This is a genomic window from Pseudonocardia sp. 2-7, assembly GCF_056341085.1.
The window spans coordinates 1,672,309-1,698,029 of sequence record NZ_CP094507.1; the positions used below are offsets into that span (position 1 = coordinate 1,672,309).

Consider the following 25,721-nt stretch of genomic DNA (forward strand, 5'->3'; position numbering starts at 1 on the left):
CCACCCGGAGTCGATGACCGACCTGCGCGGCCCCGGCGGCTGGGCACCGGACCCGGCCCGCTCCCGGTACGTGCTCCCGTCCTACGTGGAGCGCACCAGCTACGGGGTCAAGGAGTCGAACCCGTACAACAAGCTCTTCGAGGAGCGCATCATCTTCCTCGGTGAGCAGATCAACGACACCTCGGCGAACGACACCATGGCGCAGCTGCTGGTGCTCGAGTCGCTCGACCCGGACCGCGAGATCTCGCTGTACATCAACTCGCCGGGCGGGTCGTTCACGTCGCTGATGGCGATCTACGACACCATGCAGTTCATCCGTCCCGACATCCAGACCGTCTGCCTCGGGCAGGCGGCGTCGGCCGCGGCGGTGCTGCTGTGCGCGGGCACCCCGGGCCGCCGCATGGCGGTCGAGAACGCCCGCATCCTGATCCACCAGCCGGCCACGCAGGGCGTGTACGGCCAGGTGTCGGACCTGGAGATCCAGGCGGCGGAGATCTCCCGCATCCGCAAGCGGATGGAGGAGGTCATCGCGCGGCACTCGAACCGTTCCGCGGACCAGGTGCGCGAGGACATCGACCGGGACAAGATCCTGACGGCCGAGGAGGCCAAGGAGTACGGCCTGGTCGACGAGATCGTGCAGAGCCGCAAGCTGTCCGGTACCGCCGGCGGCAAGTGACACCCGGGTCACCGGCGGCCGGTTCCGGCCGCCGGTGACCGCCCGGCGACCCGCCGGGGAACCGGACACCGCTTCCGGTCCCCGTGCGGGCCGCGGGCAGGTACCGTCAACCCGCACGGGGCGACGGGCGCGACGCGAGAACGCCGGACCAGGACTGGGGATCGACACCTATGGCACGCATCGGCGACGGCGGGGACCTGCTCAAGTGCTCGTTCTGCGGGAAGAGCCAGAAGCAGGTCAAGAAGCTCATCGCCGGCCCCGGCGTCTACATCTGCGACGAGTGCATCGATCTCTGCAACGAGATCATCGAGGAGGAGCTGGCCGAGGCCGGTGAGGTCAAGCTCGACGAGCTGCCCAAGCCCACCGAGATCCACGAGTTCCTCGACCAGTACGTCGTCGGTCAGGCCACCACCAAGCGCACGCTGTCGGTGGCGGTCTACAACCACTACAAGCGCATCCAGGCGGGCGAGCGCAGCCGTGCCGCGGGCGGCGACGCCTCCGACGGCATCGAGATCGCCAAGTCGAACATCCTGATGCTCGGCCCCACCGGGTGCGGCAAGACCTACCTGGCGCAGACGCTGGCCAAGATGCTCAACGTCCCGTTCGCCATCGCCGACGCGACCGCCCTCACCGAGGCCGGCTACGTGGGCGAGGACGTCGAGAACATCCTGCTCAAGCTCATCCAGGCCGCCGACTACGACGTGAAGCGCGCCGAGACCGGCATCATCTACATCGACGAGGTCGACAAGATCGCGCGGAAGTCGGAGAACCCGTCGATCACCCGCGACGTGTCCGGCGAGGGTGTGCAGCAGGCGCTGCTGAAGATCCTCGAGGGCACCACCGCGAGCGTCCCGCCGCAGGGCGGCCGCAAGCACCCGCACCAGGAGTTCATCCAGATCGACACGACGAACGTCCTGTTCATCGTGGCCGGCGCCTTCGCCGGGCTGGAGCGGATCATCGGCGAGCGGGTCGGCCAGTCCGGTATCGGCTTCGGCGCCGACATCCGCTCGAAGAAGGACCTGGACTCCGCGGAGCGCTTCGCCGAGACCCTCCCCGAGGACCTGATCAAGTTCGGCCTGATCCCCGAGTTCATCGGCCGGCTGCCGATCGTCGCCTCGGTGACCTCGCTCGACAAGGACGCCCTGGTCAAGATCCTGACCGAGCCGCGGAACGCCCTGGTGAAGCAGTACCGCAAGCTGTTCGAGATGGACGGCGTGGAGCTGGAGTTCGCCGAGGACGCCCTCGACGCCGTCGCCGACCAGGCGATCCTGCGCGGCACCGGCGCCCGTGGCCTGCGGGCGATCATGGAGGAGGTGCTCCTCCCGGTCATGTACGACATCCCCAGCCGCGACGACGTGGCGAAGGTCGTGGTGACGGCACAGACGGTGAAGGACAACGTCAACCCGACGATCGTCCCGCGCCAGCCGCAGCGCCGGGAGCGGCGCGACCGCTCGGCCTGAGCCCGCCGCGAGATCCGACCCGACGCCGGTCCCACCTGCAGGTGGGACCGGCGTTGTCGTTTCGAGACCCGCTCGGGTTGCTGCACCCTTCCGCACTACTTAGCGTTGCTCCGTCAACTACGACGGAGGGCGACATGTCCGGATTTCTCACGCGGGAGCGCATCGTCGCTCCACCCGGATGGAGCCGTTGGCTCGTCCCACCGGCCGCGCTGTCCATCCACCTGGCCATCGGCCAGGTCTACGCCTGGAGCGTCTTCAAGACCCCGCTGGCGAACGCGCTCGACCTGTCGGGCGTCGCCACGGCGCTGCCCTTCACGCTCGGCATCATCATGCTGGGCCTGTCCTCGGCGCTGTTCGGCACGAAGGTCGACAGCAACGGCCCGCGCTGGGCGATGGTCGTCGCGTCGAGCTGTTTCGTCGCCGGGTTCCTGATCTCGGGTCTCGGTCTCTACGCCGAGCAGTACTGGCTGGTCGTGCTGGGCTACGGCTTCGTCGGCGGCATCGGCCTGGGCATCGGCTACATCTCGCCGGTCTCCACATTGATCAAGTGGTTCCCGGACCGACCGGGTCTGTCCACCGGCCTGGCGATCATGGGCTTCGGTGGCGGCGCGCTCATCGCGACCCCGCTCACGAACTCGCTGCTGTCGGCGTTCGGCGGGTCCGGTGACGGGGCCACCTCGGCCGGCATCGGGTCCACGTTCCTCACGATGGGCCTGATCTACCTCGTCTTCATGTCGGTCGGCTGGATCCTCATCCGGGTGCCCGCCGAGGGCTGGACGCCGCCGGGCTGGGACCCGTCGACGGCCAAGAAGAGCGGGATGATCTCGACCGGCAACGTCTCGGCGAACAACGCGATCCGCACGCTGCAGTTCTGGCTGCTGTGGGTCGTGCTGTGCTTCAACGTCACCGCGGGCATCGGCATCCTGGAACGGGCCTCGCCGATCTTCCAGGACTTCTTCGCGGAGAACGGGGCCACGGCCACCCTCGCCGCGGCGGCGGGCGGGTTCGTCGCGATCCTGTCGCTGGCGAACTCGGCCGGGCGCATCGCCTGGTCGTCGCTGTCGGACGTGCTGGGTCGCAAGAACATGTACCGCATCTACCTGGGCGTCGGCGCGCTGCTGTACCTGCTGATCACGCTGATCCCGAACCAGTCGCGGGCGCTGTTCATCGTCGCCGCGGTGCTGATCCTGTCGTTCTACGGCGCCGGGTTCGCCACCGTCCCGGCGTATCTGCGGGACCTGTTCGGCACCTATCAGGTCGGCGCGATCCACGGCCGCCTGCTGACGGCGTGGTCCACCGCGGGCGTCCTCGGTCCGCTGATCGTCAACGCGATCGCCGACGCGCGGATCGACGCCGGTGTCGAGGGACCGGCCCGCTACACGACCGCGTTCATCATCATGATCGTGTTGCTGGTCATCGCGTTCGTCTGCAACGAGCTGATCCGCCCGGTCGACGGGAAGTTCCACGAGCCCACCGCCGCGGCGGCCGCGCCGGGCTCGACACAGCAGAAGGAGACCGCGTGAGCAGCGTTGCCGAGACCGGCGGGTCGTCGACCTGGGGGCCGGTGCAGTGGATCGGGGCCGTCCTGGCCTGGGTGTGGGTCGGCGTCCCGTTCGCCTACGGGCTGTACGAGCTCGTCCTGAAGATCCCCGCCCTGTTCGGCTGAGTCTTCGCCCGCCGTTCACCCGTACGGTCCGGTTCATGGTCACTCGTCCGGGTTAGAACGGCGGGCGTGGCTCTCTCCCGACGCTCCCTGTTCCGCACCGCGGCCGCCGGCGGTCTCGCCGGCGCCGCGGCACTGGCCCTGCCCGGCACCGCACCGGCCGCGCCCGCACTCGTCCGCTCGGGGCGGCCCGTCCTCACCCACGGGGTGCAGGCCGGGGACGTCCGGCCGGGGTCGGGGCTGGTGTGGACGCGCGCCGACCGGCCGTCGCGGATGGTCGTGGAGGTCGCGGGCTCGCCGGACTTCCGGCGGGCCCTGCGGGTCCCCGGCCCGGTGCTGACCCCGGACACCGACCTCACCGGGAAGCTGCGGGTCCCGACGACGCGGGGGCGGGTGCACTACCGCGTCGTCGCCGAGCCGCTCGACGGCGGTCCCGCGAGCGCGCCGCTGACCGGCTCCTTCCGGGCGGTCCCCGGGCGCGGCGAGCCGGTGCGGATCCAGTGGTCCGGCGACGTCGTCGGGCAGGGCTGGGGCATCGACCGCGCCACCGGCGGCATGCGGATCTTCTCCGCGATGGCCGACCGCGACCCCGACCTGTTCCTGCACTCCGGCGACACCGTCTACGCCGACGGCCCGCTCACCGAGACCGTCACGCTGCCCGACGGCCGGGTGTGGCGCAACGAGATGACGCCCGAGAAGGCGAAGGTCGCCGAGACCCTGACCGAGTTCCGCGGCCAGTTCGCCTACAACCTGCGCGACGACAACCTGCGCCGGTTCGCCGCCTCGGTCGGTCAGATCGTGCAGTGGGACGACCACGAGGTCACCAACAACTGGTACCCGGGGGAGATCCTCACCGGCGAGGTGGGGGAGCGCTACACCGAGAAGCGGGTGGACGTGCTCGCGGCCCGCGGGTTCCGCGCGTTCCACGAGTGGCAGCCGGTCGACCCACGCACCGCCGTCGACGGACGGGTGTACCGGCGGGTGCCGTTCGGCCCGCACGTCGAGGTGTTCGTGCTGGACATGCGCACCTACCGCGGCGCGAACTCCGCCAACACCGGCCGCGGCGAGCGGATCCTGGGGGAGGCCCAGGCCCGCTGGCTCGTCGACGCGCTCGCGTCGTCGCGGGCGACCTGGAAGATCGTCGCCTCGGACATGCCGATCGGCGTGCTGGTGCCCGACGGCGACACCGCCTGGGAGGCCGTGGCCAACGGGGTGCCCGGTCCGCCGAGCGGACGGGAGTCCGAGATCGCCGGGGTGCTGGCCGGGATTCGCCGGCGGAGGGTCCGCAACGTGGTCTGGGTGACCGCGGACGTGCACTACACCGCCGCCCACCACTACGCCCCGGAGCGCGCCGCGTTCACCGACTTCGACCCGTTCTGGGAGTTCGTGTCCGGCCCGCTGCACGCCGGTGCCTTCGGTCCGAACGAGCTCGACCCGACCTTCGGTCCGCGGGCGGAGTTCGTGCGCGGACCGTCCCGGCAGGGCGCGAGCCCGCTGGAGGGGTTCCAGCACTTCGGGGAGCTCGACGTCGCCCCCGACGGGACGACCCTGGAGGTCCACCTGCGCGACCAGGCCGGCGCCTCCCTCTGGACCACCACCCTGCGCCGGACCTGACGACCGCGTCCGCGGCCCCCGCGCCCGGAGCCCCCGTGGCGGTCACCGGCGGCCCGCCGCACCCCTGCGGGGGTCGTCGCACCCTCCGCGGCGGGTGCGACGACCCCGGCCGGGGTGCGACGGCTCCTCCGGCCGCGCCCACACCCTCCGGCGGGCACCCACACCTGTCGCGACGGGTGTGGGAGCCCGCCAGGGGGTGTGGATCCAGGCGACGGCCGGGTGCCCACGCCCGGGTCAGCGCCGGGGTGCGGAGTCCGGCTCCGCGGGGAGCCGGGCGGCGGTGGCCGGTCCGGGGACGGGGGTGGTGGTCACGGCCACGGCGGCCTCCGCGGCGGGGGTGACGGACCCGGTGGGCCCGGTCGCGTAGGCGGCGGACAGGCGACGGTAGGGGCGGCTCGCCAGGGCGGCGAGGGTCAGCACCACGCCCAGGGCGCCGCAGACCACGAACACCAGGGCGATCGCGCGGGCGGTGCCGGTGCCGAACCAGGAGCCGATCGCGGCCGCACCGGCGCCGCCGTCGCTCATGTAGGGAACCACCACCAGCTCGGTGAACGGGGCCAGCAGGAACGCGGTCAGCGGCGACGCGGCCTGCTCCACGCTCTGCGCGAACCCGAAGACCCGGCCCTGCCGCCCGTAGGGCACGACCCGCTGCAGCACGGTCTGCTCGGCGGCCTCGGCGAACGGCATGAGCAGCATGAACACCGCCATGCCGAGCGTGAGCAGCAGGATCGAGGCCTGCAGCGGGAACAGCATCGTCGAGGCCCAGAGCACGGCGTTGACCAGCAGCAACGACCGGACCGGGCGGCTGCCCAGCCCGATCCGGGCGACGAGGAGCCCGCCGACGATCACCCCGGCGGACAGCACGCCCCACAGCAGCCCCCAGGCCGCGACCGACATCATCGACAGGCCGTAGGGGTCCATCAGCGCCATGAACGCCCCGCCGAGCAGGTTGTTCACACAGGAGAACACGATCAGTGCGGGCAGCCCCGGCACACCCGCGACGAGCCGGACGGTGCCGCGCAGGTCGAGGCCGCCCCGCTCCTCGACGGTCACGGGGACGGCCGGGCCGGCCGCTGCGGGCGCGGCCGGGATCCGGACCCGTGACAGGTGCACCAGCGACACGACCAGCACGACGAGGGCGGCGACGAGCACCGACCGCATCCCGTCCACCGCGACGAGCAGCCCGGACGCGACCGAGGTGACCAGGAAGCTCACCCCGGTCGCGGTCCCGACCAGTCCGTTGGCGCGGTCCCGGACCGCGGCCGGGACGAGCAGGGTGACCAGGGTCGGGAGCGCGATCGTGCGCAGGTTCCCGGCGATCACCCCCAGCATCAGCGCGACGACCAGCGTCCACAGCAACGGGCCCGTCGGGTCGCGGAACGCCCCGTCGGGGGCGAGCAGCAGCAGGGCCAGACACAGCGCGTAGACCACGGCGGACACCGCCGCCGAGACCTGCATGACCGCGCGCTTGCCGAACCGGTCCACGACCCCGCCGAACGGGATCCCGGTCAGCGCCGTCGCCACCAGGAAGATCCCGGCGATGATGCCGGTCGCCGCGACCGACCCCGTCTCCAGGAACACCCAGAACGTCACGGCGAACCACACCGTGAAGTTCACGACCGACACGACCAGGGTGCTCACCAGCAGGTGCGCGAAGACCCGTTGCGTGCCGTGCCGGAGGTCGAGCTGCGCCATGGTCCACCGTCCTCTCGGGGTGATGGACCGACGCCGACGGCCGAACTCATCGCCCGCCGCGACGGTGGACGGTGAACCGGACTTCAGGTCAACCGATCACGCCGTCATGTCGAGGTGGGCGACCACCTTCGTCGGGCGGATCCGGACGACGAGCTCGCCGGGCACGCCGTTGCGCCGGCCGAACTCCTCGGCCCGGTCGGCGCCCATGTAGCGGCCTCCGAGCGCGGTCGCGGTGCGCAGGAGCTCGTCGGGGTCCGTGCTGATCTCGGCGACACCCTGCACCTGCACGAAGGCGTACGGCGGTGCGGGCAGGTCGGCGGTGAGCACGACCCGCGGGTCGCGGACGATCGCCCGTCCCTTCGCGGTGTCCGCCCCGGTGTCGAAGACGATCGTGTCGTCCTCGACGAGGAACCAGACCGGCGCGACGAGCGGGCGCCCGTCCTTCGCCGTCCAGCCGAGCATTCCGGTACGGGTGCCGTGGTTCAGGAACTCGACGACCTCGGGTGAGAGAACGGGCATGTCGCCGAGCCTAGGCCGGGAACCCGCCCGACCACCCGGGCGACACCGGGTCGTGTCCGCCCGGACCGGCCGTGACCACACGCGCCCACCGCCGGGCCGTGCCGGCAGGCAGCCGTAGCCGCCGCCCGGCGGTCCCACGGACCCGCCCGGGGGTGCCGCGCCGCGCGCCGCCGGGGGAGGGTGTCCGCCATGGACGAGCTCACACCCGGCACCCTGCTCGGCCGCCAGGTCGACGGTGTCACGTGCGGACCCTCGGTGCTGGTGGTGACCGCGGTGCTGGCCGGCTCGGGGTGGCCCGGCGTGGTGGCGGACCGGTTCGCCGCCGCCCAGCGGACCGCGCACCGCCAGGCCAACCGGCTCTGGCCGCGCGCCCTGGGGACGACGCCGTGGGGGATGCGGGCGTGGCTGCGCCGGCACGCACCCGCCGCGGGACCGTTCCGGATCCGCCCGGCGACCCGCGACGCGCTCGCCGCGGTGCCCGCCGCCGTCGGCCCGGTTCCGCTGCTGGTCGGGTCCCGGTGGCTGCCGCGGCACTGGGTGCTGGTCCTGGGCGTCGACGCCGACGGCCGGTGGCGCGTCTACGAGCCCGGCTCCGGCCGGGTGCGGGCGTTCGACCCGGCGTCGCTCCGGCGGGGCGACCCGGCGGCCGTCGGCGGGGTGCTGGGGTGGCCGCGGCCGTGGTGCCTGCTGCTGCCCGCGGGCCGGGCGTAAACGAGCGGTGATCCGGACGTAACGGACGCGGGTGAGGGTGGGGACATGGCTCCCCCCGATCCCCGCCCGCTGCTCGCCGCGCTCGGCCGGCGCGACTTCCTCCGCGCGGCCGCCGCCGTCACCGCGGCCGGAGGGCTGGCCGGCTGCGGCACGTCCGCCGCCGCCCCCGGGCCCGCCGCGGCGGCGCTGCCGGACGGTCCGCTGCAGCCCGGTGCGGGCGACATCCCCGGCGACCACTACCTCGGGTCCGACCCGGCCGACGTGCGCTGGGGCTACGTCCCGGCGATCGGGGCCGCGCCGGTGCTGACGATGCGGTCGGGGCAGACGGTCACCATCGACACCGTCTCCCACGAGGGCATCCTGGAGGACCAGGGCCGGGACCCGGTCGCCTGGTTCGGGCGGCACGGGGTGGCGGCCGACGGTGTGCTCTCCGACGCCGTCGCGGTCGCCCGGGACTACCGGCGCACGCCGCGCGACTTCGACGCCGACGGCCCGCACGTCATCACCGGGCCGGTGTTCGTCGAGGGGGCGCGCCCCCTCGACGTCCTGAAGGTCGAGACCCTGTCCGCGGTGCCCCGGGTGCCGTACGGCGTCGTCTCCAGCAGGCACGGGAAGGGGGCACTCGGGCGCACCGCGTCCGGCGCGCCGCCCGCCGGGATCGTCCTCGACGAGGTCATGCCGCCGCCGGCCACCGACGGTCGCGCCACCGGCGACCCCGCGCGCTACGGCAACGTCTCGGTGTTCACCCCGGTCCGCGACGGGGCGGACGGCCCCGAGGCCTACCTGGCGTTCGGCGAGGGCCAGGAGGCGTCGTTCCCGCTGCGCCCGTTCATGGGCACCATGGGGGTGGCCCACGCCGCGGCCGACGCCGAGAACGCCCCGGAGCTGAACTCGATCCCGCCGACCCTGGGCGGCGGCAACATCGACATCCGGCTGCTCGGCCCGGACTCGGCGTTCTACCTGCCGGTCCGCGCGGAGGGGGCGCTGTTCCACGTCGGCGACCCGCACCTGGCGATGGGCGACGGGGAGGTCGCCCTGACCGCGCTGGAGGGCTCGCTGCGCGCCACGTTCCGGCTCACCGTGTGCCGGCCGGGGGAGGGCACGGCGCCGTCGGTGGCCTTCGGCTACCCGTTCGGCGAGACCCCGGACGCCTGGGTGCCCATCGGGCTCTCCGACCCGGACGGGAGCATCGGCGGGCAGCAGGGCGACCTGGACGTCGCGATGCGCCGGGCCGTGGTCAACGCGCTCGACTTCCTGCAGGAGGACCGGGGCATGGACCGGGCGACGGCCTACGCCTACCTCTCCGCGGCGGCGGACTTCGCGGTCTCGCAGGTGGTGGACCGGACCGTCGGGGTGCACGGGGTCATCCCCAAGGCGCACTTCCGGTCCTGAGCGCGCGGGTCCGGGGGCCGGGAAACGTGTCGGTGTCGACTCGTAGACTTGACATGTGACCGAGACCCTGCCAGCGCGTACCGCCGACCTGCCCGCCAAGTGGACCCCGGGCGAGGTAGAGGGCGACATGTACCGCCGCTGGGTCGACGCCGGGTACTTCCGGGCCGACCCGTCGTCGGACAAGGACCCGTTCTGCATCGTCATCCCGCCGCCGAACGTCACCGGCAGCCTGCACCTGGGCCACGCGATGGACCACACGCTCATCGACGTGCTGACCCGGCGCGCCCGCATGCAGGGCCGTGACGCGCTGTGGCTGCCCGGGATGGACCACGCCGGCATCGCGACCCAGTCGGTCGTCGAGCGGCGGATGGCGGCCGCGGGCGAGCCGGACCGGCACGCGATCGGCCGTGCGGCGTTCGTCGAGAAGGTCTGGCAGTGGAAGGCCGAGTCCGGCGGCTCGATCCTCGGGCAGATGGAGCGCCTGGGCGACGGCGTCGACTGGTCCCGCGAGCGCTTCACCCTCGACGAGGGCCTGTCCCGCGCCGTCGCCACCGTCTTCAAGAAGATGTTCGACGACGGACTGATCTACCGGGCCGAGCGCCTGGTCAACTGGTCCCCGGCGCTGCGCTCGGCGATCTCCGACATCGAGGTCGACCACATCGAGACCGAGGGCGAGCTGGTCTCGATGCGCTACGGCGACGGGGACGCCTCGCTCGTCGTCGCGACCACCCGGGTCGAGACGATGCTCGGTGACACCGCGGTCGCCGTCCACCCCGACGACGAGCGCTACGCGCACCTGGTCGGCACCGAGATCGAGATGCCGATCACCGGCCGGCGGATCCCGGTCGTCGCCGACGACTACGTCGACCCCGAGTTCGGCTCGGGCGCCGTCAAGATCACCCCGGCGCACGACCCGAACGACTTCGAGCTGGGCCGCCGCCACGACCTGCCGATGCCGACGATCATGGACGAGGCCGGCACCATCGCCGGGACCGGCACCCGCTTCGACGGCATGGACCGCTTCGAGGCGCGCGTCGCGATCCGCGAGGAGCTGCGCGCGCAGGGCCGGATCGTCGCCGAGAAGCGCCCCTACCTGCACTCGGTCGGGCACGACTCGCGCACCGGCGTCCCGATCGAGCCGCGGCTGAGCCTGCAGTGGTTCGTCAAGGTCGAGCCGCTCGCCCGGTCCGCGGGCGACGCCGTCCGCTCCGGCGAGACCGTCCTGCACCCGAAGGAGCAGGCCAAGCGGTACTTCGACTGGGTCGACAACATGCACGACTGGACCATCAGCCGTCAGCTCTGGTGGGGGCACCGCATCCCGGTCTGGTACGGCCCGGCCGGCGAGGTCGTCTGCGTCGGACCGGACGAGCAGCCGCCGTCGGGCGAGGGCTGGCGTCAGGACCCCGACGTCCTCGACACGTGGTTCTCCTCCGGGCTGTGGCCGTTCTCCACGCTCGGCTGGCCGGACGAGACCCCGGACCTGGAGCGCTACTACCCGAACTCGGTCCTGGTCACCGGCTACGACATCCTGTTCTTCTGGGTCGTCCGGATGATGATGTTCGGGACCTACGTGATGGGGAAGGCCCCGTTCCGCGACGTCTACCTGCACGGGCTCATCCGCGACGAGCACGGCAAGAAGATGTCGAAGTCCAAGGGCAACGTCATCGACCCGCTGGCGCTGATCGACTCCTACGGCGCGGACGCGCTCCGGTTCACCATCGCCCGCGGCTCCAACCCCGGCACCGACATGTCGCTGTCGGAGGAGTGGGTCGCCGGGTCCCGGAACTTCACCACGAAGCTCTGGAACATCACCCGGTTCGCCCTGGCCAAGGGCGCGGACGCGAGCCTGCCGCTGCCCGCGCACGCCGACCGGACCGACGCCGACCGCTGGATCCTGGGCCGGCTCGCGGAGGTCCGCGCGCAGACCGACGAGCTGCTCGACGGCTACCAGTTCGCCAAGGCGACCGAGGGGCTCTACCACTTCGCCTGGGACGAGCTGGCCGACTGGTACGTCGAGCTCTGCAAGACCCAGCTCGACGACCCGGCCACCGAGCCGGGCACCCGGGCCGTCCTCGGGCACGTCCTCGACGCGCTGCTGCGGATGCTGCACCCGATCGCGCCGTTCGTCACCGAGGCGCTGTGGACCGCGCTGACCGGCGGCGAGACCGTCGTGACCGCGGCCTGGCCGACGGCCGAGGGCACCGGCGCGCCGGTCGACGCGGCCGCCACGGCCCGGGTCACCGACGCGCAGAAGGTCATCACCGAGGTCCGCCGGTTCCGCACCGAGCAGGGGCTGCCCGACCGCAAGGCCGTCGCCGCCCGCCTCACCGGCCTCGACGCCGCCGGGCTGGCCGCGCACGAGCGCGCGCTGCGCTTCCTCAACCGGCTCGACCCGGCCGGTGACGACTTCGCCGCCACCGCGAGCTTCGAGGTCGCCACCTCCGGCGGTCCGGTCACCGTCGAGCTGGACACCTCGGGGGCGATCGACGTCGCCGCCGAGCGGGCCCGGCTCGGCAAGGACCTCGCCGTCGCCGAGAAGGAGCGCGACCAGGCGGACAAGAAGCTGACCAACCCCAAGTTCACCGAGAAGGCACCGGCCGAGGTCGTCGACGGGATCCGTGCCCGGCACGCGACCGCCGTCGCCGACATCGACCGCATCACCGCGCGGCTCGCCGCGCTCCCGGAGGCCTGATCCCGCCGTGGCGAAGGAGTACGACGAGTTCGACGACTTCACCGAGGCCGACTCGCCGACCTACGGCGGCGACCGGTGGGCCGAGGGCGGGTTCGGCGACTCGCCCGACGCTGAGCCGTCCGGCGGCGACGCCGAGCAGCAGCAGGACGACGAGCCCGGTGGCGAGGACCGCTCCGAGGACCCCGAGGCGTCCGCCGCGGCACCGGAGGACACCCAGGAGGCCCTGATCGCGGCCGTCCTGGACGAGATCCGCGGCGGGGGAGACCCCGACGTCGTCCCGGCCCAGTCCACGGTGACCGGCTACGCCGAGTTCCTCGCCGTCGACGCGGCGCTGGACCGGCGCTGGCCGGAGTCGGTGATGGAGCCGTCGCTGGAGCGCATGCAGGCGCTGTGCGACGCGCTGGGCGACCCGCAGCGCGGCTACCCGGTCGTGCACCTGACCGGCACCAACGGCAAGACCTCCACCTCCCGGATGGTCGACGCGCTGCTCACCGAGATCGGGCTGCGGACCGGGCGCTACACCAGCCCGCACCTGCAGCGCGCCACCGAGCGGATCAACCTGGACAACCGCCCGGTCACCCCCGAGCGCTACGTCGCGGCCTACCGCGAGGTCGAGCCGCTGGTCGAGCTCGTCGACGCCGAGCGCGGCGACGCGCCCGCGCTGAGCAAGTTCGAGGTGCTCACCGCGATGGCCTTCGCGGCGTTCTCCGACGCCCCGGTCGAGGCCGCGGTCGTCGAGGTCGGGCTCGGCGGGCGCTGGGACGCCACGAACGTCGCCGACGGGAACGTGGCGGTGGTCCTGCCGGTCGGGCTCGACCACGCCGAGTACCTCGGCGACGACATCACCGACATCGCCCGCGAGAAGGCCGGGATCATCAAGGAGGGGTCGGTCGCCGTCCTCGCGGCCCAGGACAAGCGGGTCGCCGAGGTCCTCCTGGAGCGCTGCGCCGAGGTCGGCGCACAGGTCGCCCGGGAGGGCGCCGAGTTCGGCGTCGTGGAGCGGGAGCTCGCCGTCGGCGGGCAGCGCCTGGAGCTGCAGGGTCTGTCCGGCCGCTACGACGAGATCTTCCTGCCGCTGCACGGCGAGCACCAGGCGTCGAACGCGGCGGTCGCACTGGCCGCGGCCGAGGCACTCGTCGGCGCCGGTACCGCGCAGCCCCTCGACCCCGACGCGGTCCGCGCCGCGTTCGCCTCGGTCCGCTCACCCGGGCGGCTCGAGCCCGTCGAGGGCGGGCCGGACCGGCCGACCGTGCTGCTCGACGCCGCGCACAACCCGGCCGGCGCCACCGCGCTCGCGGGCGCGCTGGGCTCGGAGTTCCGCTTCACCCGGCTCGTCGGCGTGATCGGGGTGCTGCAGGGCAAGGACGCCCGCGGCATCCTGGAGGGGCTGCAGCCGGCGCTGCACGAGGTCGTCGTCACCACCAACTCCTCGCCCCGCGCGATGGACCCCGACGAGCTCGGCGCGCTCGCCGCCGAGGTGTTCGGCTCCGAGCGGGTCAGTGTCGAGCCGTCGCTGGCCGAGGCCGTCGAGCAGGCCCGTGAGATCGCCGAGGAGGCGGGCGGGTCCGGGGTCGGCGTCGTCGTCACCGGGTCGGTCGTCACCGTCGGCGAGGCGCGGGCGCTGTTCGGGAAGGTACCGGAGTGAGCGACGTGCCGGGTGTGCCCGAGGGTGTGCGGCCGCCGCCCACCGACCCCATGAAGGGTGCCCGCGGCGTGTTCGCCGCGACGCTGATCCTGGAGGCGATCGTCGTCCTCCTGGCGCTGCTGGTGCTCCCGCGCTTCGGCACCGGGTCGACCGCGCTCGGCTTCGGGGTGGTGGCGGGCATCGCCGTCGCCATGATCCTGGCGTCCGGGGTGCAGCGGCGGCCGTGGGGGCTCACCGCGGCACTGGTGCTGCAGGGGGCGCTGCTCGTCGCGGCGCTGGTGTTCCTGTCCTCGCTGGTCGTGGTCGCGGTGGTGTTCATCCTCGTGTGGGCGGTCCTGGTCTGGATGCGGCGCGAGGTGGCCCGCCGGATGGCGGCGGGGACGCTGCCGTCGCAGCAGCAGGACTGACACACGGCGGTCCGGGCGCACTCGTGACGGTGGGTGCCGGACCCCCGGTGGGTCGTCGCTACCCTGTCGCGCGTGACTGAACGCACTCTCGTCCTGGTCAAGCCCGACGGCGTCGCGCGCAAGCTCGTCGGTGAGGTCGTCTCGCGCATCGAGCGCAAGGGCCTCGGCCTGGTGGCCCTCGACCTGCGCACGGTGGACCGTGAGCTGGCCGCCCAGCACTACGCCGAGCACGACGGCAAGCCCTTCTTCGAGGAGCTGCTGTCGTTCATCACCTCCGGCCCGGTCCTGGCCGCGGTCGTCGAGGGCCCCCGCGCCATCGCCGCCTGGCGGCAGATCGCCGGCGGCACCGACCCGGTGGAGAAGGCCACCCCCGGCAGCATCCGTGGCGACCTCGCCCTGGAGACCGGTTCCAACCTGGTGCACGGCTCGGACTCCCCGGAGTCGGCCGACCGGGAGATCAAGCTCTGGTTCCCGAACCTGTGACCGCAGGCGTCCCGGCCGTCCGCCGGGTCGTCGACCCCCGCCCCGGCGCCGCCGCCGCGCTCGGTGATCTCTGGATCGCCGTGACCGAGGCCGGCGGCGCCGTGGACTTCGTGCCCGGCGCCGACCCGGACGAGGTCCGCGCGCTGGCGGTCGAGACCGTCGACGCCGCCCGGTCCGGCGCGTCCCTGATGTTCGTGCTGGGGGAGGACACCGCGCCGCTGGGCACGGTCTTCCTGGTCCCGGGCACCGGCATCGCCGCGCACCGCGCGGACGTGCAGCGCCTCATGGTGCACCCGGACCTGCAGGGACGTGGTCTCGGTACGGTCCTGCTCGACGCCGCCGTCACCCACGCCCGGGAGACGGGCCTGGCGATGCTGACCCTCGGCGCCCGCGGCGGCACCCCGCTGCCCGCGTTCTACGCCGCCCGTGGCTTCGTCGAGTACGGCAGGCTGCCCGGCGGGGTGCTGCTCTCCCCGGAGGACGCGCGCGACGTCCACCTGTTCTTCCTGCCGCTCGGCTGACCCCCGGCCCGCGGGAAGATCGATTCCCCCCGACGGCCGGATGGCAGAGGCCGTCCCCGCGGTCCACCATGTGGGCCATGACCGTGCTCACCCCGCGCCCGACGACCGCGGACCTGGTCCGTGGAGTCGTCGTGGCGGTCCTGGCGATCCTGCAGGTGCTCGTGTCGGCGTTCGGGGGGTCGGGGATCGGCGCCGTCGCGCGCGACTACGACACCCCGCTGCTGGCCGCGGGCTGGGCGTTCTCGATCTGGGGGCTGATCTACCTGGGCGTGCTGGTCTACGCCGGCTACGCCCTGCTGCCCGGCCAGCGCGGCCGCGAGGTGCACCGCCGCGTCGGCTGGTGGGTCGCGGCGACCGCCGTGCTCAACCCGCTGTGGATCGCGGCCTTCTCGAACCGCTGGGTGGTCACCGCCGAGGTGCTGCTGGTCCTGCTCGTCGTCGCGCTCGGTGTCGTCTACGGCCGGCTGTCCCGCGGCGTCGCCGACGGCTGGGCGGAACGGCTGGCGATGCGGCTGCCGCTGGCCATCTACCTCGGCTGGGCCTCGGCCGCGCTGGTGCTGGGTCTGATGGCGGCCGGCGTCGCGGTCGGGCTGCCGTCCGACGGGGTGCTCCCGCAGGTCGCGGCCATCCTGCTGCTCGTGATCCTCACCGCGGTCGTGCTGTCGGTCGTCGGTTCCACCGCCGGGTTCGCGGGCTTCGCCGGAGCGCTGTGCTGGGCGCTGATCGGCATCGTGGCGGGCGACCGGCCGATCGCCGTCACCCTGGTCGCGACGGTCGCGGCCGGGGCGATCGCGGTGCAGGCGGTGCGCCGGATCACGCGGTCGGTCCAGCCCGCCCGGCTGGCCCTGGGCTGAGCCGGCGGCTGAGAGGAAACCCGCACCGGGACGTCGGTCCCGCTTGCTACGGTCGCACCGGCAGGAGCAGCGGTACCAGGGAGGCCCGGCATGATCACCGGAAGCATCGTCGCGATCGTGACCCCGATGCACGACAGCGGCGAGGTCGACCACACGGCCCTCGGCGAGCTCGTCGAGCGGCAGGTCGACGCGGGCACCGCGGCGATCGTCTCGGTCGGCACGACCGGCGAGTCGTCCACGCTGTCGGTGCTCGAGCACACCGAGGTCATGCGGCGCACCATCGAGGTCGCGAACGGCCGGGTCCCGGTCATCGCCGGCACCGGGGCGAACTCCACCGACGAGGCGATCCACCTGACCCGCGCCGCGCGGGCGGCCGGCGCCGACGGCGCGCTGCTCGTGACGCCGTACTACAACAAGCCCCCGCAGGAGGGCCTCTACCAGCACTTCAAGCGGATCGCCGAGACCGTCGACATCCCGCAGTACCTCTACAACGTCCCGGGCCGCACGGCCTGCGACATGCTGCCGTCGACGGTGGCCCGGCTGGCGGAGATCCCGAACATCGTCGGTCTCAAGGAGGCCAAGGGCGACCTGGACCGGGTCCGCGAGCTCGTCGCGCTGGGCCTGGACGACTTCGCGCTGTACTCCGGTGACGACGGCACCGCCCGCGCGTCGATGCTCGCCGGGTTCCACGGCGACATCTCGGTGACGGCGAACGTCGCCCCCGAGACGATGGCCCGGATGTGCAAGGCCGCCGTCGCCGGTGACGCCGAGACCGCCTCCGCGCTCGACGCCGACCTCGCGGGCCTGCACGCGGCGCTGTTCTCCGAGCCGAACCCGATCCCGGTGAAGTGGGCGCTGGCCGAGCTGGGGCTCATGCCCGGCGGGATCCGGCTGCCGCTGGTGCCGCTGGACGAGTGGCACCACGAGGACGTCCGCGCCGCGCTGCGGGCCGCGGGCCTGCTGTCCTGAGTCCTACGCTCCCCGGGGCGCTGCTCGTCGCCAACCGCGCCGAGATCGCGGTCCGGATCATGGAGACGGCGTCGGCGCTGGGCGTGCGCACGGTCGCCGTGCACGCGGCCGACGACGCCGCCTGCGCGCACGTCGCCCGCGCCGACGCCGCCGTCGCGCTGCCCGGCACCGGCGCCGCCGCCTACCTCGACGTCGATGCGCTGGTGCGGGCCGCCGTCGACGGCGGGGCCGGTGCGCTGCACCCCGGCTACGGGTTCGCCTCCGAGAGCCCGGCGCTGGCCCGGGCCTGCGCGGACGCCGGCGTGGTGTTCGTCGGGCCGTCGCCGCGGACGCTGGAGCTGTTCGGGGACAAGGCCGCCGCCCGCGACCACGCGGGCGCGCTCGGCGTACCGGTGCTGGAGGCCGTCGAACCCGCCGACGGCGCCGCGCTGCTGTCCCGCCTCGGCCCCGGCGGCGCCGTCATGGTCAAGGTCCGCTCCGGCGGCGGCGGGCGCGGGATGCGCCCGGTCACCGACCCGGCCGACCTCGACGACGCCGTCGCCCGCTGCTCGTCCGAGGCGCTCGCCGCGTTCGGCGACGGTGCGGTGCAGGTCGAACGCCTCCTGCCGGCCGCCCGGCACGTCGAGGTGCAGGTCCTCGGTGACGGCACCGGCGCCGTCGTGCTGGGGGACCGGGACTGCTCCGCGCAGCGCCGCCGGCAGAAGCTCGTCGAGATCGCGCCCGCCCCCGCCGTGCCCGCCCCGGTGCGCACACGGCTGCACGAGGCCGCGCTGCGCCTGTGCGACGGCTACCGCGGCCTCGCCACCGTCGAGTTCCTGCTCGCCGGGCAGGAGATCGCTTTCCTGGAGGTCAACCCGCGGATCCAGGTCGAGCACACCGTCACCGAGGAGACCACCGGCCTCGACCTCGTCGAGCTGGGGCTGCGGGTCGCCTACGGCGCCCGGCTCGCCGACCTCGGCCTCGTCGCCCCGCCCGCGCCGCGCGGGGCCGCGGTGCAGGCCCGGGTGACGACCGAGACCGTCGGGCAGGACGGGACCCTCGTCCCGGCCGCCGGGACCCTGACCCGCTTCCAGCCGCCCGCCGGGCGCGGGGTCCGCGTCGACACCCACGGCTACGCCGGGTACCGGGTCGGGCCGCGCTACGATCCGCTGCTGGCCAAGGTCGTCGCCCGCGGGGCGACGCCGGAGGCCGCGGCCGCCGCCACCCGGCGTGCCCTCGCCGGGTTCGACGTGGCCGGCGTCGCGGTCACCCTGGGGCTGCTGCAGGCCGTCCTCGCCCGCCCCGAGCTGGTCGACGGGACCCTGGACACCACCTTCGTCGACCGGCACCTGGCCGAGCTGTCCGCGACGCCCCGCGAGACCGTGCTGCCCGCACCCGGTGCGCCGGCGCCCGGTGCGCCCGCGGCCGGTGACGCCGCCGGGAACGGATCGGCGCCGGGCCCGGCGGTCGAGGTCCCCGCGGACCGGACCGCCGTGCGCGCGTCCCGGCCCGGCGTCGTCGTGGCGCTGCCCACCCCGGCCGGGCAGGTCGTCGCCGCGGGCGGCGAGGTCGTCGTCCTCGAGTCGATGAAGATGGAGCACCCGGTCACCGCGGAGCGGCCGGCCCGGGTGGAGACGGTCGTCGTCGCCGTCGGGGACGCGGTCGAGGCGGGGGAGCTGCTCGCCGTCCTCGCCGACGCCGACGCCGCGGACGTCCCCGGCCGTGGCGAGGGCGTCGACCCCGACCGGATCCGGCCCGACCTGGCCGAGGTCCGCGACCGCCGCCACGGCGGGCTCGACGCCGGCCGGCCTGCCGCCGTCGCACGCCAGCGGTCGGCGGGGCGGCGCACCGCCCGGGAGAACGTCGCCGACCTGCTCGACCCCGACAGCCTCGTCGAGTACGGCGCGCTGACCCTGGCGGCGCAGCGGGCCCGGCGCAGCACCGCCGAGCTCGTCGCCCGCACCCCCGCCGACGGCATCGTCACCGGCACCGGGACCGTCGGCGGACGCCCGGTCGCCGTGCTGGCCTACGACTACACCGTGCTCGCCGGCACCCAGGGCGTGCTCAACCACCGCAAGACCGACCGGCTCCTCGAGCTCGCCGAGCGCGACCGGCTGCCGGTCGTCGTGTTCGCCGAAGGCGGCGGCGGCCGGCCGGGGGACACCGACACCTCCGCCGTCACCCAGCTCGACGTGCCGACCTTCCGGCTGTTCGCCCGCCTGCGCGACCGGGTCCCGACCGTCGCGGTCGTCGCCGGCTACTGCTTCGCCGGCAACGCGGCCCTCGCCGGGGCCTGCGAGCTGATCGTCGCGACCGAGGGCAGCAGCCTGGGCATGGGCGGCCCGGCGATGATCGAGGGCGGCGGGCTCGGCGTCGTCGCACCCGGTGACGTCGGACCGATGCCGGTGCAGTGGGCGAACGGCGTGGTCGACCTGCTCGTGCCCGACGACCGGGCCGCGGCCGCCGCGGCCCGCCGGTACCTGCGTCACGTCGCCGGGGACCCGGTGGCCGGCGGGCACGCCGACCAGCGGCTGCTGCGCCACCTCGTCCCGGAGAACCGGCTGCGCGCCTACGACGTCCGCCGCGTCGTCGACACCCTGTGCGACACCGGTTCCGTCGTCGAGCTGCGCGGCGGGTTCGGCGCGGGGATGGTCACCGCACTGGCCCGGCTCGACGGCCGCGCCGTCGGCGTGATCGCCAACGACCCCGAGCACCTCGGTGGCGCGATCGACGGCGACGCCGCGGACAAGGCCACCGCGTTCCTGACGCTGTGCCAGGCCCGCGGGCTGCCGGTCGTGTCGCTGTGCGACACCCCGGGGTTCATGGTCGGCCCGGACGCCGAGCGCACCGCGACCGTCCGCCGGTTCGGGGCGATGTTCGTCGCCGGCGCACGGCTGACGGTGCCGCTGGTGACGGTCGTCCTGCGCAAGGGCTACGGCCTCGGCGCGATGGCGATGGCCGGCGGTGACCTGCACGCACCGGTGCTGACCGTGGCCTGGCCCACCGGCGAGTTCGGCGGGATGGGGCTGGAGGGCGCGGTCCGCCTCGGCTTCCGCGACGAGCTGGCCGCGATCACCGACGAGACCGCGCGGCGGGCCCGCTACGACGAGCTCGTCGCCGGGTACTACGAGCGCGGCAAGGCGCTCGGCGTGGCGACCGTGTTCGAGATCGACGACGTCATCGACCCCGCCGACACCCGGGCCGTCGTCTCCCGCGCGCTGCGCGGACGCTGACCGGCGCCGGTGGTCAGGACGGCTCCGCCCCGTCCGCGGACGGCCCCGCGGCGTCGGGTGCGACCGTGGGGCCCGCGCTCGTGGTCTTCACGTTGCGCACGATGTCGCGGCCGAAGGTGACGTCGACCCGCTCGGCCACGGCCAGCTCCAGCACGGCGATCATGACCTCGCCGGAGATACGGCGCATCCGCTCGATCGTCTCGTAGACGCGCGGCCACTGGTCGTCGGGACGGCCCTCGGCGTCGAAGGGCTGCCAGATCTCGCCGAGGAACAGGTCGACGTAGAGCCGGGCGACGGCGTCGGCGTGCTTGCGCAGCTGCTCCACGACGTCGAGCGAGCGGGTGATCGGGATGCCGAGACCGGTCAGCTCGGCGGCGGCGTTCATCAGCCGCGGGCTGATCTCCTCGTAGGTGTCGTCGCCCAGCTCGCGCAGCAGGCCCATCTTGACCCCGCGCTTGGCGACGCCGACGTCGGTGCTCTCGTACCGTTCGGCGAGCTCGGCGAGGTGCACGATCTGCCGGTCCTCGGGCGCGAACAGCGCGCGGACGGTCCGGATGAACTGCACGACCTGCTCGGTGGAGCCACCGGTGGTGTCGAGCAGCTTCTTGATCGTGTCGAGCTTGACGCCCTCGTCCTGCAGGTCCTGGATCAGCTCCAGACGCGCCGCGTGACCGGGGCCGTAGTAGCCCGTCCGGGCCTTGACCTGCGGCGGGGGCAGCAGCCCCCGGGACTGGTAGGCGCGGATGTTGCGCACCGTGACACCGCTGGACCGCGCCAGCTCGTCGATGGTGCGCCAGTCCGCCGACTCCGGGTCCTCGACCATGACACGGAGAATAGCAGGCGGGCATGTGACACAGGATCCAGACAGACCCGGTTGCTATGTGACATAGGACCGTGCACAGTTGATGTCATGTTCCGATCCGCTCCTGGCACGACCACGCGCCGCCGGGGCCTGCTGGCCGCCGCGAGCGCCCTCACGACCCCGCTGCTGCCCGAGGACTTCCTGACGCTGGTCGACCCGCTCTGGTCGACCACGTCGCTGCGCGGCCGGGTCGTCGCCCGTCGCCGCGAGACCGGCCGTGCGGTCTCGGTGATCATCGAGCCCGGGCGCGCCTGGGTCGGGCACCGCGCCGGCCAGTACGTCGGCATCGGCGTCGAGGTCGACGGCGTCCGGCTCACCCGGAGCTACTCGCTGACCTCCCCGGAGGGCGCGGAGCACCTCACCGTGACCGTGCAGGAGGTCGACGGCGGCGCCGTGTCGCCGACCCTGGTCCGCGACCTGCCGATCGGCACGATCGTCGAGCTCGACCAGGCGGCGGGCGGTTTCGTCCTGCCCGACCCGCTCCCGGGGAAGCTGCTGTTCGTCACCGCGGGCAGCGGCATCACCCCGGTGATGGGCATGCTGCGCACGCTCGACCGCGCCGGGACGATGCCCGACGTCGTGCTCGTGCACGGCGCCCGCACGCCGGAGGACACGATCTTCCGCGCCGAGCTGGCCGGCCTCGCCGCGCGGCACCCGTCGCTGCGGGTCGTGCTGCGTCACAGCGCCGTCTCCGGGCGGCTCGACCCCGCGACCCTCGACGCCGCCGTCGCCGACCGGGCCGACCGGGCCGTGTACGCCTGCGGCCCCGACGGCCTGCTCGACGCCCTGGAGGATGCCTGGGACGGCGTCACCGCCGAGCGCTTCACCCCGCCGGCCCGCGCCACCGAGGGCACCGGCGGCACCGTCGACCTCGGCGGCGACGACGTCGTCGTCGAGTCCGGCCAGAGCCTCCTCGAGGCGGGGGAGGCCGCCGGGAAGCTCATGCCCAGCGGCTGCCGGATGGGCATCTGCTTCGGCTGCGTGTTGCCGCTGCGCGAGGGCCGGGTGCGCGACCTTCGCACCGGCGAGGCGCACGGCGAGCCCGGCGACCTGGTCCAGACCTGCATCAACTCCGCGTGCGGGCCCGCCCGCATCGACCTTCCCTGACACACCCGCTCCGACCGAAGGAGGTCCTCATGACCGCCGTCCTGGAGAACCCCACGCACGCCGAGCCCGGCCCCGAGGAGACCGGCCGCGAGCAGCACCCGCAGCGCCCGGTGCTGGAGCTCGTGCCGTCGTCGCGCCGCGAGGACGTGGCCGCGACCACCGACCTGACCGCCGAGCAGATCGAGGAGCTCGGGCGTCGCCTCGACGCGATCCGTGACCGGGTCCTCGCCGAGCGCGGCGCCTCGGACGCCGAGTACATCCGCGGCGTCATCCGCAAGCAGCGGGCGCTGGAGATCGGCGGCCGCGCGCTGCTGTTCGCCGGTGTCCTGCCCCCGGCCTGGATCGCCGGGACCGCCATGCTCTCGATCGCCAAGATCCTCGAGAACATGGAGATCGGGCACAACGTCATGCACGGCCAGTGGGACTGGATGCGTGACCCGAAGATCCACTCATCGACCTGGGAGTGGGACAACGTCTCGTCCTCGGCGGAGTGGAAGCACTCGCACAACTACATGCACCACACCTACACCAACGTCGTCGGCAAGGACCGCGACGTGGGCTACGGGATCCTGCGGCTGTCCGAGGAACAGCGGTGGACGCCGTACTACCTGGGCAACCCGCTGTACAACCTCCTGCTCAGCCTGTTCTTCGAGTACGGCGTCGCGCTGCACGACCTCGAGGTCGAGAAGGTCGTGGCGGGGGAGAAGCCGCTGAGCCGGGTGTGGCAGCAGGTCAAGTCGATCGGCCGCAAGACCGGGCGCCAGATCCTGAAGGACTACGTCGCGTTCCCCGCGCTGGCCGGGCCGTTCTTCCTGCCGGTGCTCGCGGGCAACCTCACCGCGAACCTGGTGCGCAACGTCTGGTCGCACGCGGTCATCTTCTGCGGGCACTTCCCGACCGGCGCGGTGCAGTTCACCGAGGAGCAGCTGGAGGACGAGAGCCGCGGCGAGTGGTACGTCCGTCAGCTGCTGGGCTCGGCCAACCTCGAGGGCGGCCGGTTCTTCCATCTGATGACCGGCCAGCTGTCCTTCCAGATCGAGCACCACCTGTTCCCCGACCTGCCCAGCAACCGCTACGCCGAGATCGCGCCCGAGGTGCGGGAGCTGTGCCGGGAGTACGGGCTGGAGTACACGACCGGGCCGCTGTGGAAGCAGTACATGCAGGTCCTGGGCACGATCAACCGACTGGCCCTGCCGAACGGGAAGCGCTGATAGCTTCCGTTCCGTCCGATCCGTCCGGGTCGGCGGAGGGGGCGGTCGTGCGGCACCTGGTGGGGATCCTGGTCGGGCTCGTCGGGACGGCGGTGGCGCTGGTCGTCGCCGGTGCGGGGATGGGCATCGCCTACGAGTCGATGATGCGGATGGACCTCGACCGGGTCCCCGCGGGCTCGGGCCTGCTGCTCGTCGGCGGGCTGCTCCTGGGCGCGGTGGTGCTCGCCGCGCGCCTGTCCCCGGGCGCACCGCTGACCGGGGCCGTACTGCTCCTGGCCGGCTCGGCGTGGACGCTGTTCGACCCGCAGGCGCCGTTCGTGCTGGGCCGGGGGCTCGGCTACCTCCTGAGCCTGCAGTACGGGATGCTCCTGGCCGGGCTGCTGGCCGTGGCCGCGTTCGCCGTCCCGCGGCGGCGGGCCGAACCCGGCCCGCCGCCGTCCTGGGCGCACGGCCCGTCGTCGGGGCCGGTCGTCCACTGACCGGCCCGGCCCGTCACAGGGCGGGGACGACGTCGAGGAAGCCGTGCACCTGCGCGATCCGGCCGTCGCCGTCGGTCACGATGACGTCGAACCCGACCACCGGAGGCTCGGCGCCCGCCGCGAAGACCTCCGGCGGCGCCGCCTGCCAGCGGAACCGCGCCCGGTCGTGGTGCGCGTCGATCTCGCCGTACAGCCGGAACTCGAACCCGGCCAGCTTCTCCCGGGCCGCGTCCAGGAACCCGGCGACGCCGTCGCGCCCGGTGACGTCGGCGAGCGGGTCGGTGTAGCGGACGTCGGTGGTGAACAGCTCGGCGACGCGGGCCTTCCGCGCCGACGGGTGAGCCCCGCTCAGCCCGCGACGCCCGGGGACAGCGACAGCACCGGCACCGTCCCGTTCAGCGCGAAGGCCCCGACCACCTGCTGCTTGTAGACGATCGGGTTGTGCACGGCGACGGTGCGCGCGTTGCGCCAGTGCCGGTCCAGCGCCCGGTCGACGTCGACGGTGGACGCGCCGCCGACCTCGAACAGCTCCGAGGTCGCGTCCAGCACCAGCTGCGGCACCGTCGACTGGGCCCGGTACACGTCGAGCTCGGCGGCCGGGCCGTGGCCGGGCTCGGACAACGCCCGCTCCAGCGAGGCGGCCGCGGCGTCGACGACGGCGGCGACGGTGAACGCCGCCGCGTCGACCTTCCCGACGACCTGCTGCACCAGCGGGTCGTCCCTGGGCAGGTCGGCGTTGCCGTAGGGCCAGTTGCGGCGCCGGTCGCGGACGTAGGCGGCGGCGTCGTCGGCGGCGCGGCGGGCGATCCCGGCCAGCGCCGCCAGCTGCACCAGCTGCAGGAACCCCTGCCGGACCGGCTGGTGGGCATCGGTCGGCGCGGGCCGCACCTGGGCCGGGTCGACCTCGACCGCGGTGAACCGGGTCGTGCCGCTGGCGGTCAGCTTCTGCCCGAACCCGCGCCAGTCGTCGATCCGCTCGACACCGGGCGCGGAGGTCTCCACCAGCACGCTCACCCGGCTGCCGTCCTCGTCGAGCGCGACGACGTCGACGAGGTCGGCGTAGAGCGTGCCGGTGCAGTAGAACTTCTCGCCCTCGAGCAGCAGCCTGTCCCCGTCGCGGTGCAGCACCGTGGTGGAGGAGTTGCGCACGACGCCGCCGCGCTCGGAGATGGCGTTGCCGACGAGCCGGCCGGCCGCGACCTGCTCCAGCCGACCGCGCAGCACCGGGTCGTCGGCGGCACCGGCCGACCACAGCTCGGCGAACAGCAGGTGCGTCCGCAGCGCCTGCGGGATGTTCGAGTCCGCCGCGCCCAGCTCGACGAGCAGCGCGAACAGCTGGCGCAGCGAGGCCCCCGCGCCGCCGGCCTCCACCGGCAGCCGGACCGCGCCGAACCCGGCGTCGCGCAGGGCGGCGATCTCCTCGACGGGCAGCCTGCGGCTCAGCTCGCGCTCCACCGCGCCGGCGGCGATCTTCTCGAACAGCGGGCGGAACCGGGCGTGCAGCTCGGCGTCGGTCACGGGCACGGGGGTCTCCTGGGAGTTCGGGGAC

Annotated in this window: 23 protein-coding genes; 18 read left to right on the forward strand and 5 right to left on the reverse strand. The window is 73.8% G+C overall.

The window, feature by feature from the left end:
* The first annotated feature begins 13 nt into the window (after positions 1-13).
* The 5 genes from MTO91_RS08345 to MTO91_RS08365 all read left to right on the forward strand — a co-directional run bounded on the left by MTO91_RS08345 (position 14) and on the right by MTO91_RS08365 (position 5,413).
* Positions 14-676: an ATP-dependent Clp protease proteolytic subunit gene (locus tag MTO91_RS08345; RefSeq protein WP_062404399.1), complete on the forward strand. Its 663-nt coding sequence runs from the start codon at positions 14-16 to the stop codon at positions 674-676.
* Between the two features lie 170 nt (positions 677-846).
* The gene (gene clpX, locus MTO91_RS08350; RefSeq protein WP_020625701.1) at positions 847-2,136 is read left to right on the forward strand and encodes an ATP-dependent Clp protease ATP-binding subunit ClpX; all 1,290 of its coding nucleotides are present in this window, start codon (positions 847-849) and stop codon (positions 2,134-2,136) included.
* 134 nt (positions 2,137-2,270) lie between these two features.
* Positions 2,271-3,659, forward strand: coding sequence for an OFA family MFS transporter (locus MTO91_RS08355; RefSeq protein WP_476654199.1), 1,389 nt, complete (start codon positions 2,271-2,273; stop codon positions 3,657-3,659).
* On the forward strand, positions 3,656-3,802 hold the full coding sequence (locus MTO91_RS08360; protein WP_157818505.1) for an MFS transporter small subunit: 147 nt from the start codon (positions 3,656-3,658) through the stop codon (positions 3,800-3,802). Before MTO91_RS08355 ends, MTO91_RS08360 begins: the two co-directional genes overlap by 4 nt.
* 66 nt (positions 3,803-3,868) lie before the next feature.
* The gene (locus MTO91_RS08365) at positions 3,869-5,413 is read left to right on the forward strand and encodes an alkaline phosphatase D family protein (RefSeq protein WP_476654200.1); all 1,545 of its coding nucleotides are present in this window, start codon (positions 3,869-3,871) and stop codon (positions 5,411-5,413) included.
* Positions 5,414-5,647: 234 nt separating this feature from the next.
* Here the strand turns inward: MTO91_RS08365 and MTO91_RS08370 are convergent, their stop codons facing one another.
* Positions 5,648-7,108, reverse strand: a complete 1,461-nt coding sequence (locus tag MTO91_RS08370) for an MFS transporter (RefSeq protein WP_476654201.1) — start codon at positions 7,106-7,108, stop codon at positions 5,648-5,650.
* Positions 7,109-7,204: 96 nt separating this feature from the next.
* Positions 7,205-7,627, reverse strand: coding sequence for a PPOX class F420-dependent oxidoreductase (locus MTO91_RS08375; protein ID WP_346107610.1), 423 nt, complete (start codon positions 7,625-7,627; stop codon positions 7,205-7,207).
* 189 nt (positions 7,628-7,816) lie between these two features.
* Here MTO91_RS08375 and MTO91_RS08380 point away from each other — a divergent pair, with 189 nt between their 5' ends.
* From MTO91_RS08380 to MTO91_RS08425, 10 genes are all read left to right on the forward strand, one after another.
* Positions 7,817-8,338 carry a hypothetical protein gene (locus MTO91_RS08380; RefSeq protein WP_476654202.1) on the forward strand — a complete coding sequence of 174 codons (522 nt, stop codon included), beginning with the start codon at positions 7,817-7,819 and terminating at the stop codon, positions 8,336-8,338.
* Between the two features lie 45 nt (positions 8,339-8,383).
* A complete protein-coding gene (locus MTO91_RS08385) occupies positions 8,384-9,730 on the forward strand; it encodes an acetamidase/formamidase family protein (protein WP_476654203.1) in 1,347 nt (448 codons plus the stop codon).
* Positions 9,731-9,785: 55 nt separating this feature from the next.
* Positions 9,786-12,422, forward strand: coding sequence for a valine--tRNA ligase (locus MTO91_RS08390; RefSeq protein WP_476654204.1), 2,637 nt, complete (start codon positions 9,786-9,788; stop codon positions 12,420-12,422).
* A 7-nt stretch (positions 12,423-12,429) separates the two neighbouring features.
* Positions 12,430-14,067 carry a bifunctional folylpolyglutamate synthase/dihydrofolate synthase gene (locus MTO91_RS08395; RefSeq protein WP_476654205.1) on the forward strand — a complete coding sequence of 546 codons (1,638 nt, stop codon included), beginning with the start codon at positions 12,430-12,432 and terminating at the stop codon, positions 14,065-14,067.
* Positions 14,064-14,474 (forward strand): DUF4233 domain-containing protein, encoded by a 411-nt coding sequence (locus MTO91_RS08400; RefSeq protein WP_307799092.1) that lies wholly within the window; start codon positions 14,064-14,066, stop codon positions 14,472-14,474. Before MTO91_RS08395 ends, MTO91_RS08400 begins: the two co-directional genes overlap by 4 nt.
* Before the next feature lie 72 nt (positions 14,475-14,546).
* Positions 14,547-14,957 (forward strand): nucleoside-diphosphate kinase, encoded by a 411-nt coding sequence (gene ndk, locus MTO91_RS08405; protein WP_062404405.1) that lies wholly within the window; start codon positions 14,547-14,549, stop codon positions 14,955-14,957.
* Complete coding sequence (locus tag MTO91_RS08410) at positions 14,954-15,478, forward strand: GNAT family N-acetyltransferase (RefSeq protein WP_476654206.1); 525 nt, start codon at positions 14,954-14,956, stop codon at positions 15,476-15,478. Before ndk ends, MTO91_RS08410 begins: the two co-directional genes overlap by 4 nt.
* Positions 15,479-15,555: 77 nt before the next feature.
* Complete coding sequence (locus MTO91_RS08415) at positions 15,556-16,332, forward strand: hypothetical protein (protein WP_476654207.1); 777 nt, start codon at positions 15,556-15,558, stop codon at positions 16,330-16,332.
* Positions 16,333-16,422: 90 nt separating this feature from the next.
* On the forward strand, positions 16,423-17,301 hold the full coding sequence (gene dapA, locus MTO91_RS08420; RefSeq protein ID WP_062401273.1) for a 4-hydroxy-tetrahydrodipicolinate synthase: 879 nt from the start codon (positions 16,423-16,425) through the stop codon (positions 17,299-17,301).
* A complete protein-coding gene (locus MTO91_RS08425; protein WP_476654837.1) occupies positions 17,298-20,513 on the forward strand; it encodes an acetyl-CoA carboxylase family protein in 3,216 nt (1,071 codons plus the stop codon). Before dapA ends, MTO91_RS08425 begins: the two co-directional genes overlap by 4 nt.
* A gap of 13 nt (positions 20,514-20,526) precedes the next feature.
* Here MTO91_RS08425 and MTO91_RS08430 read toward each other — a convergent pair whose 3' ends face one another.
* Entirely contained in the window at positions 20,527-21,336 is an 810-nt protein-coding gene (locus MTO91_RS08430; RefSeq protein WP_208819397.1) for a MerR family transcriptional regulator, read from the reverse strand.
* Between the two features lie 87 nt (positions 21,337-21,423).
* Between MTO91_RS08430 and MTO91_RS08435 the strand changes: the two genes are divergently transcribed.
* Genes MTO91_RS08435 through MTO91_RS08445 form a run of 3 tightly spaced genes read left to right on the forward strand, consistent with a single transcriptional unit; the run spans position 21,424 to position 24,172 of the window.
* Positions 21,424-22,482, forward strand: a complete 1,059-nt coding sequence (locus tag MTO91_RS08435; protein ID WP_379674378.1) for a ferredoxin reductase — start codon at positions 21,424-21,426, stop codon at positions 22,480-22,482.
* A 29-nt stretch (positions 22,483-22,511) separates the two neighbouring features.
* A complete protein-coding gene (locus MTO91_RS08440; protein ID WP_224403115.1) occupies positions 22,512-23,693 on the forward strand; it encodes a fatty acid desaturase family protein in 1,182 nt (393 codons plus the stop codon).
* 47 nt (positions 23,694-23,740) lie between these two features.
* The gene (locus MTO91_RS08445) at positions 23,741-24,172 is read left to right on the forward strand and encodes a hypothetical protein (RefSeq protein WP_346107625.1); all 432 of its coding nucleotides are present in this window, start codon (positions 23,741-23,743) and stop codon (positions 24,170-24,172) included.
* A 13-nt stretch (positions 24,173-24,185) separates the two neighbouring features.
* On the opposite strand, the gene MTO91_RS08450 is transcribed toward MTO91_RS08445, so the two are convergent.
* Together MTO91_RS08450 and MTO91_RS08455 are read right to left on the reverse strand one after the other, a co-directional pair.
* Positions 24,186-24,524: a nuclear transport factor 2 family protein gene (locus MTO91_RS08450; protein ID WP_476654838.1), complete on the reverse strand. Its 339-nt coding sequence runs from the start codon at positions 24,522-24,524 to the stop codon at positions 24,186-24,188.
* Entirely contained in the window at positions 24,521-25,696 is a 1,176-nt protein-coding gene (locus MTO91_RS08455) for an acyl-CoA dehydrogenase family protein (RefSeq protein ID WP_476654208.1), read from the reverse strand. The genes MTO91_RS08450 and MTO91_RS08455 overlap by 4 nt, the downstream gene beginning before the upstream one ends.
* Positions 25,697-25,721 lie beyond the last annotated feature (25 nt).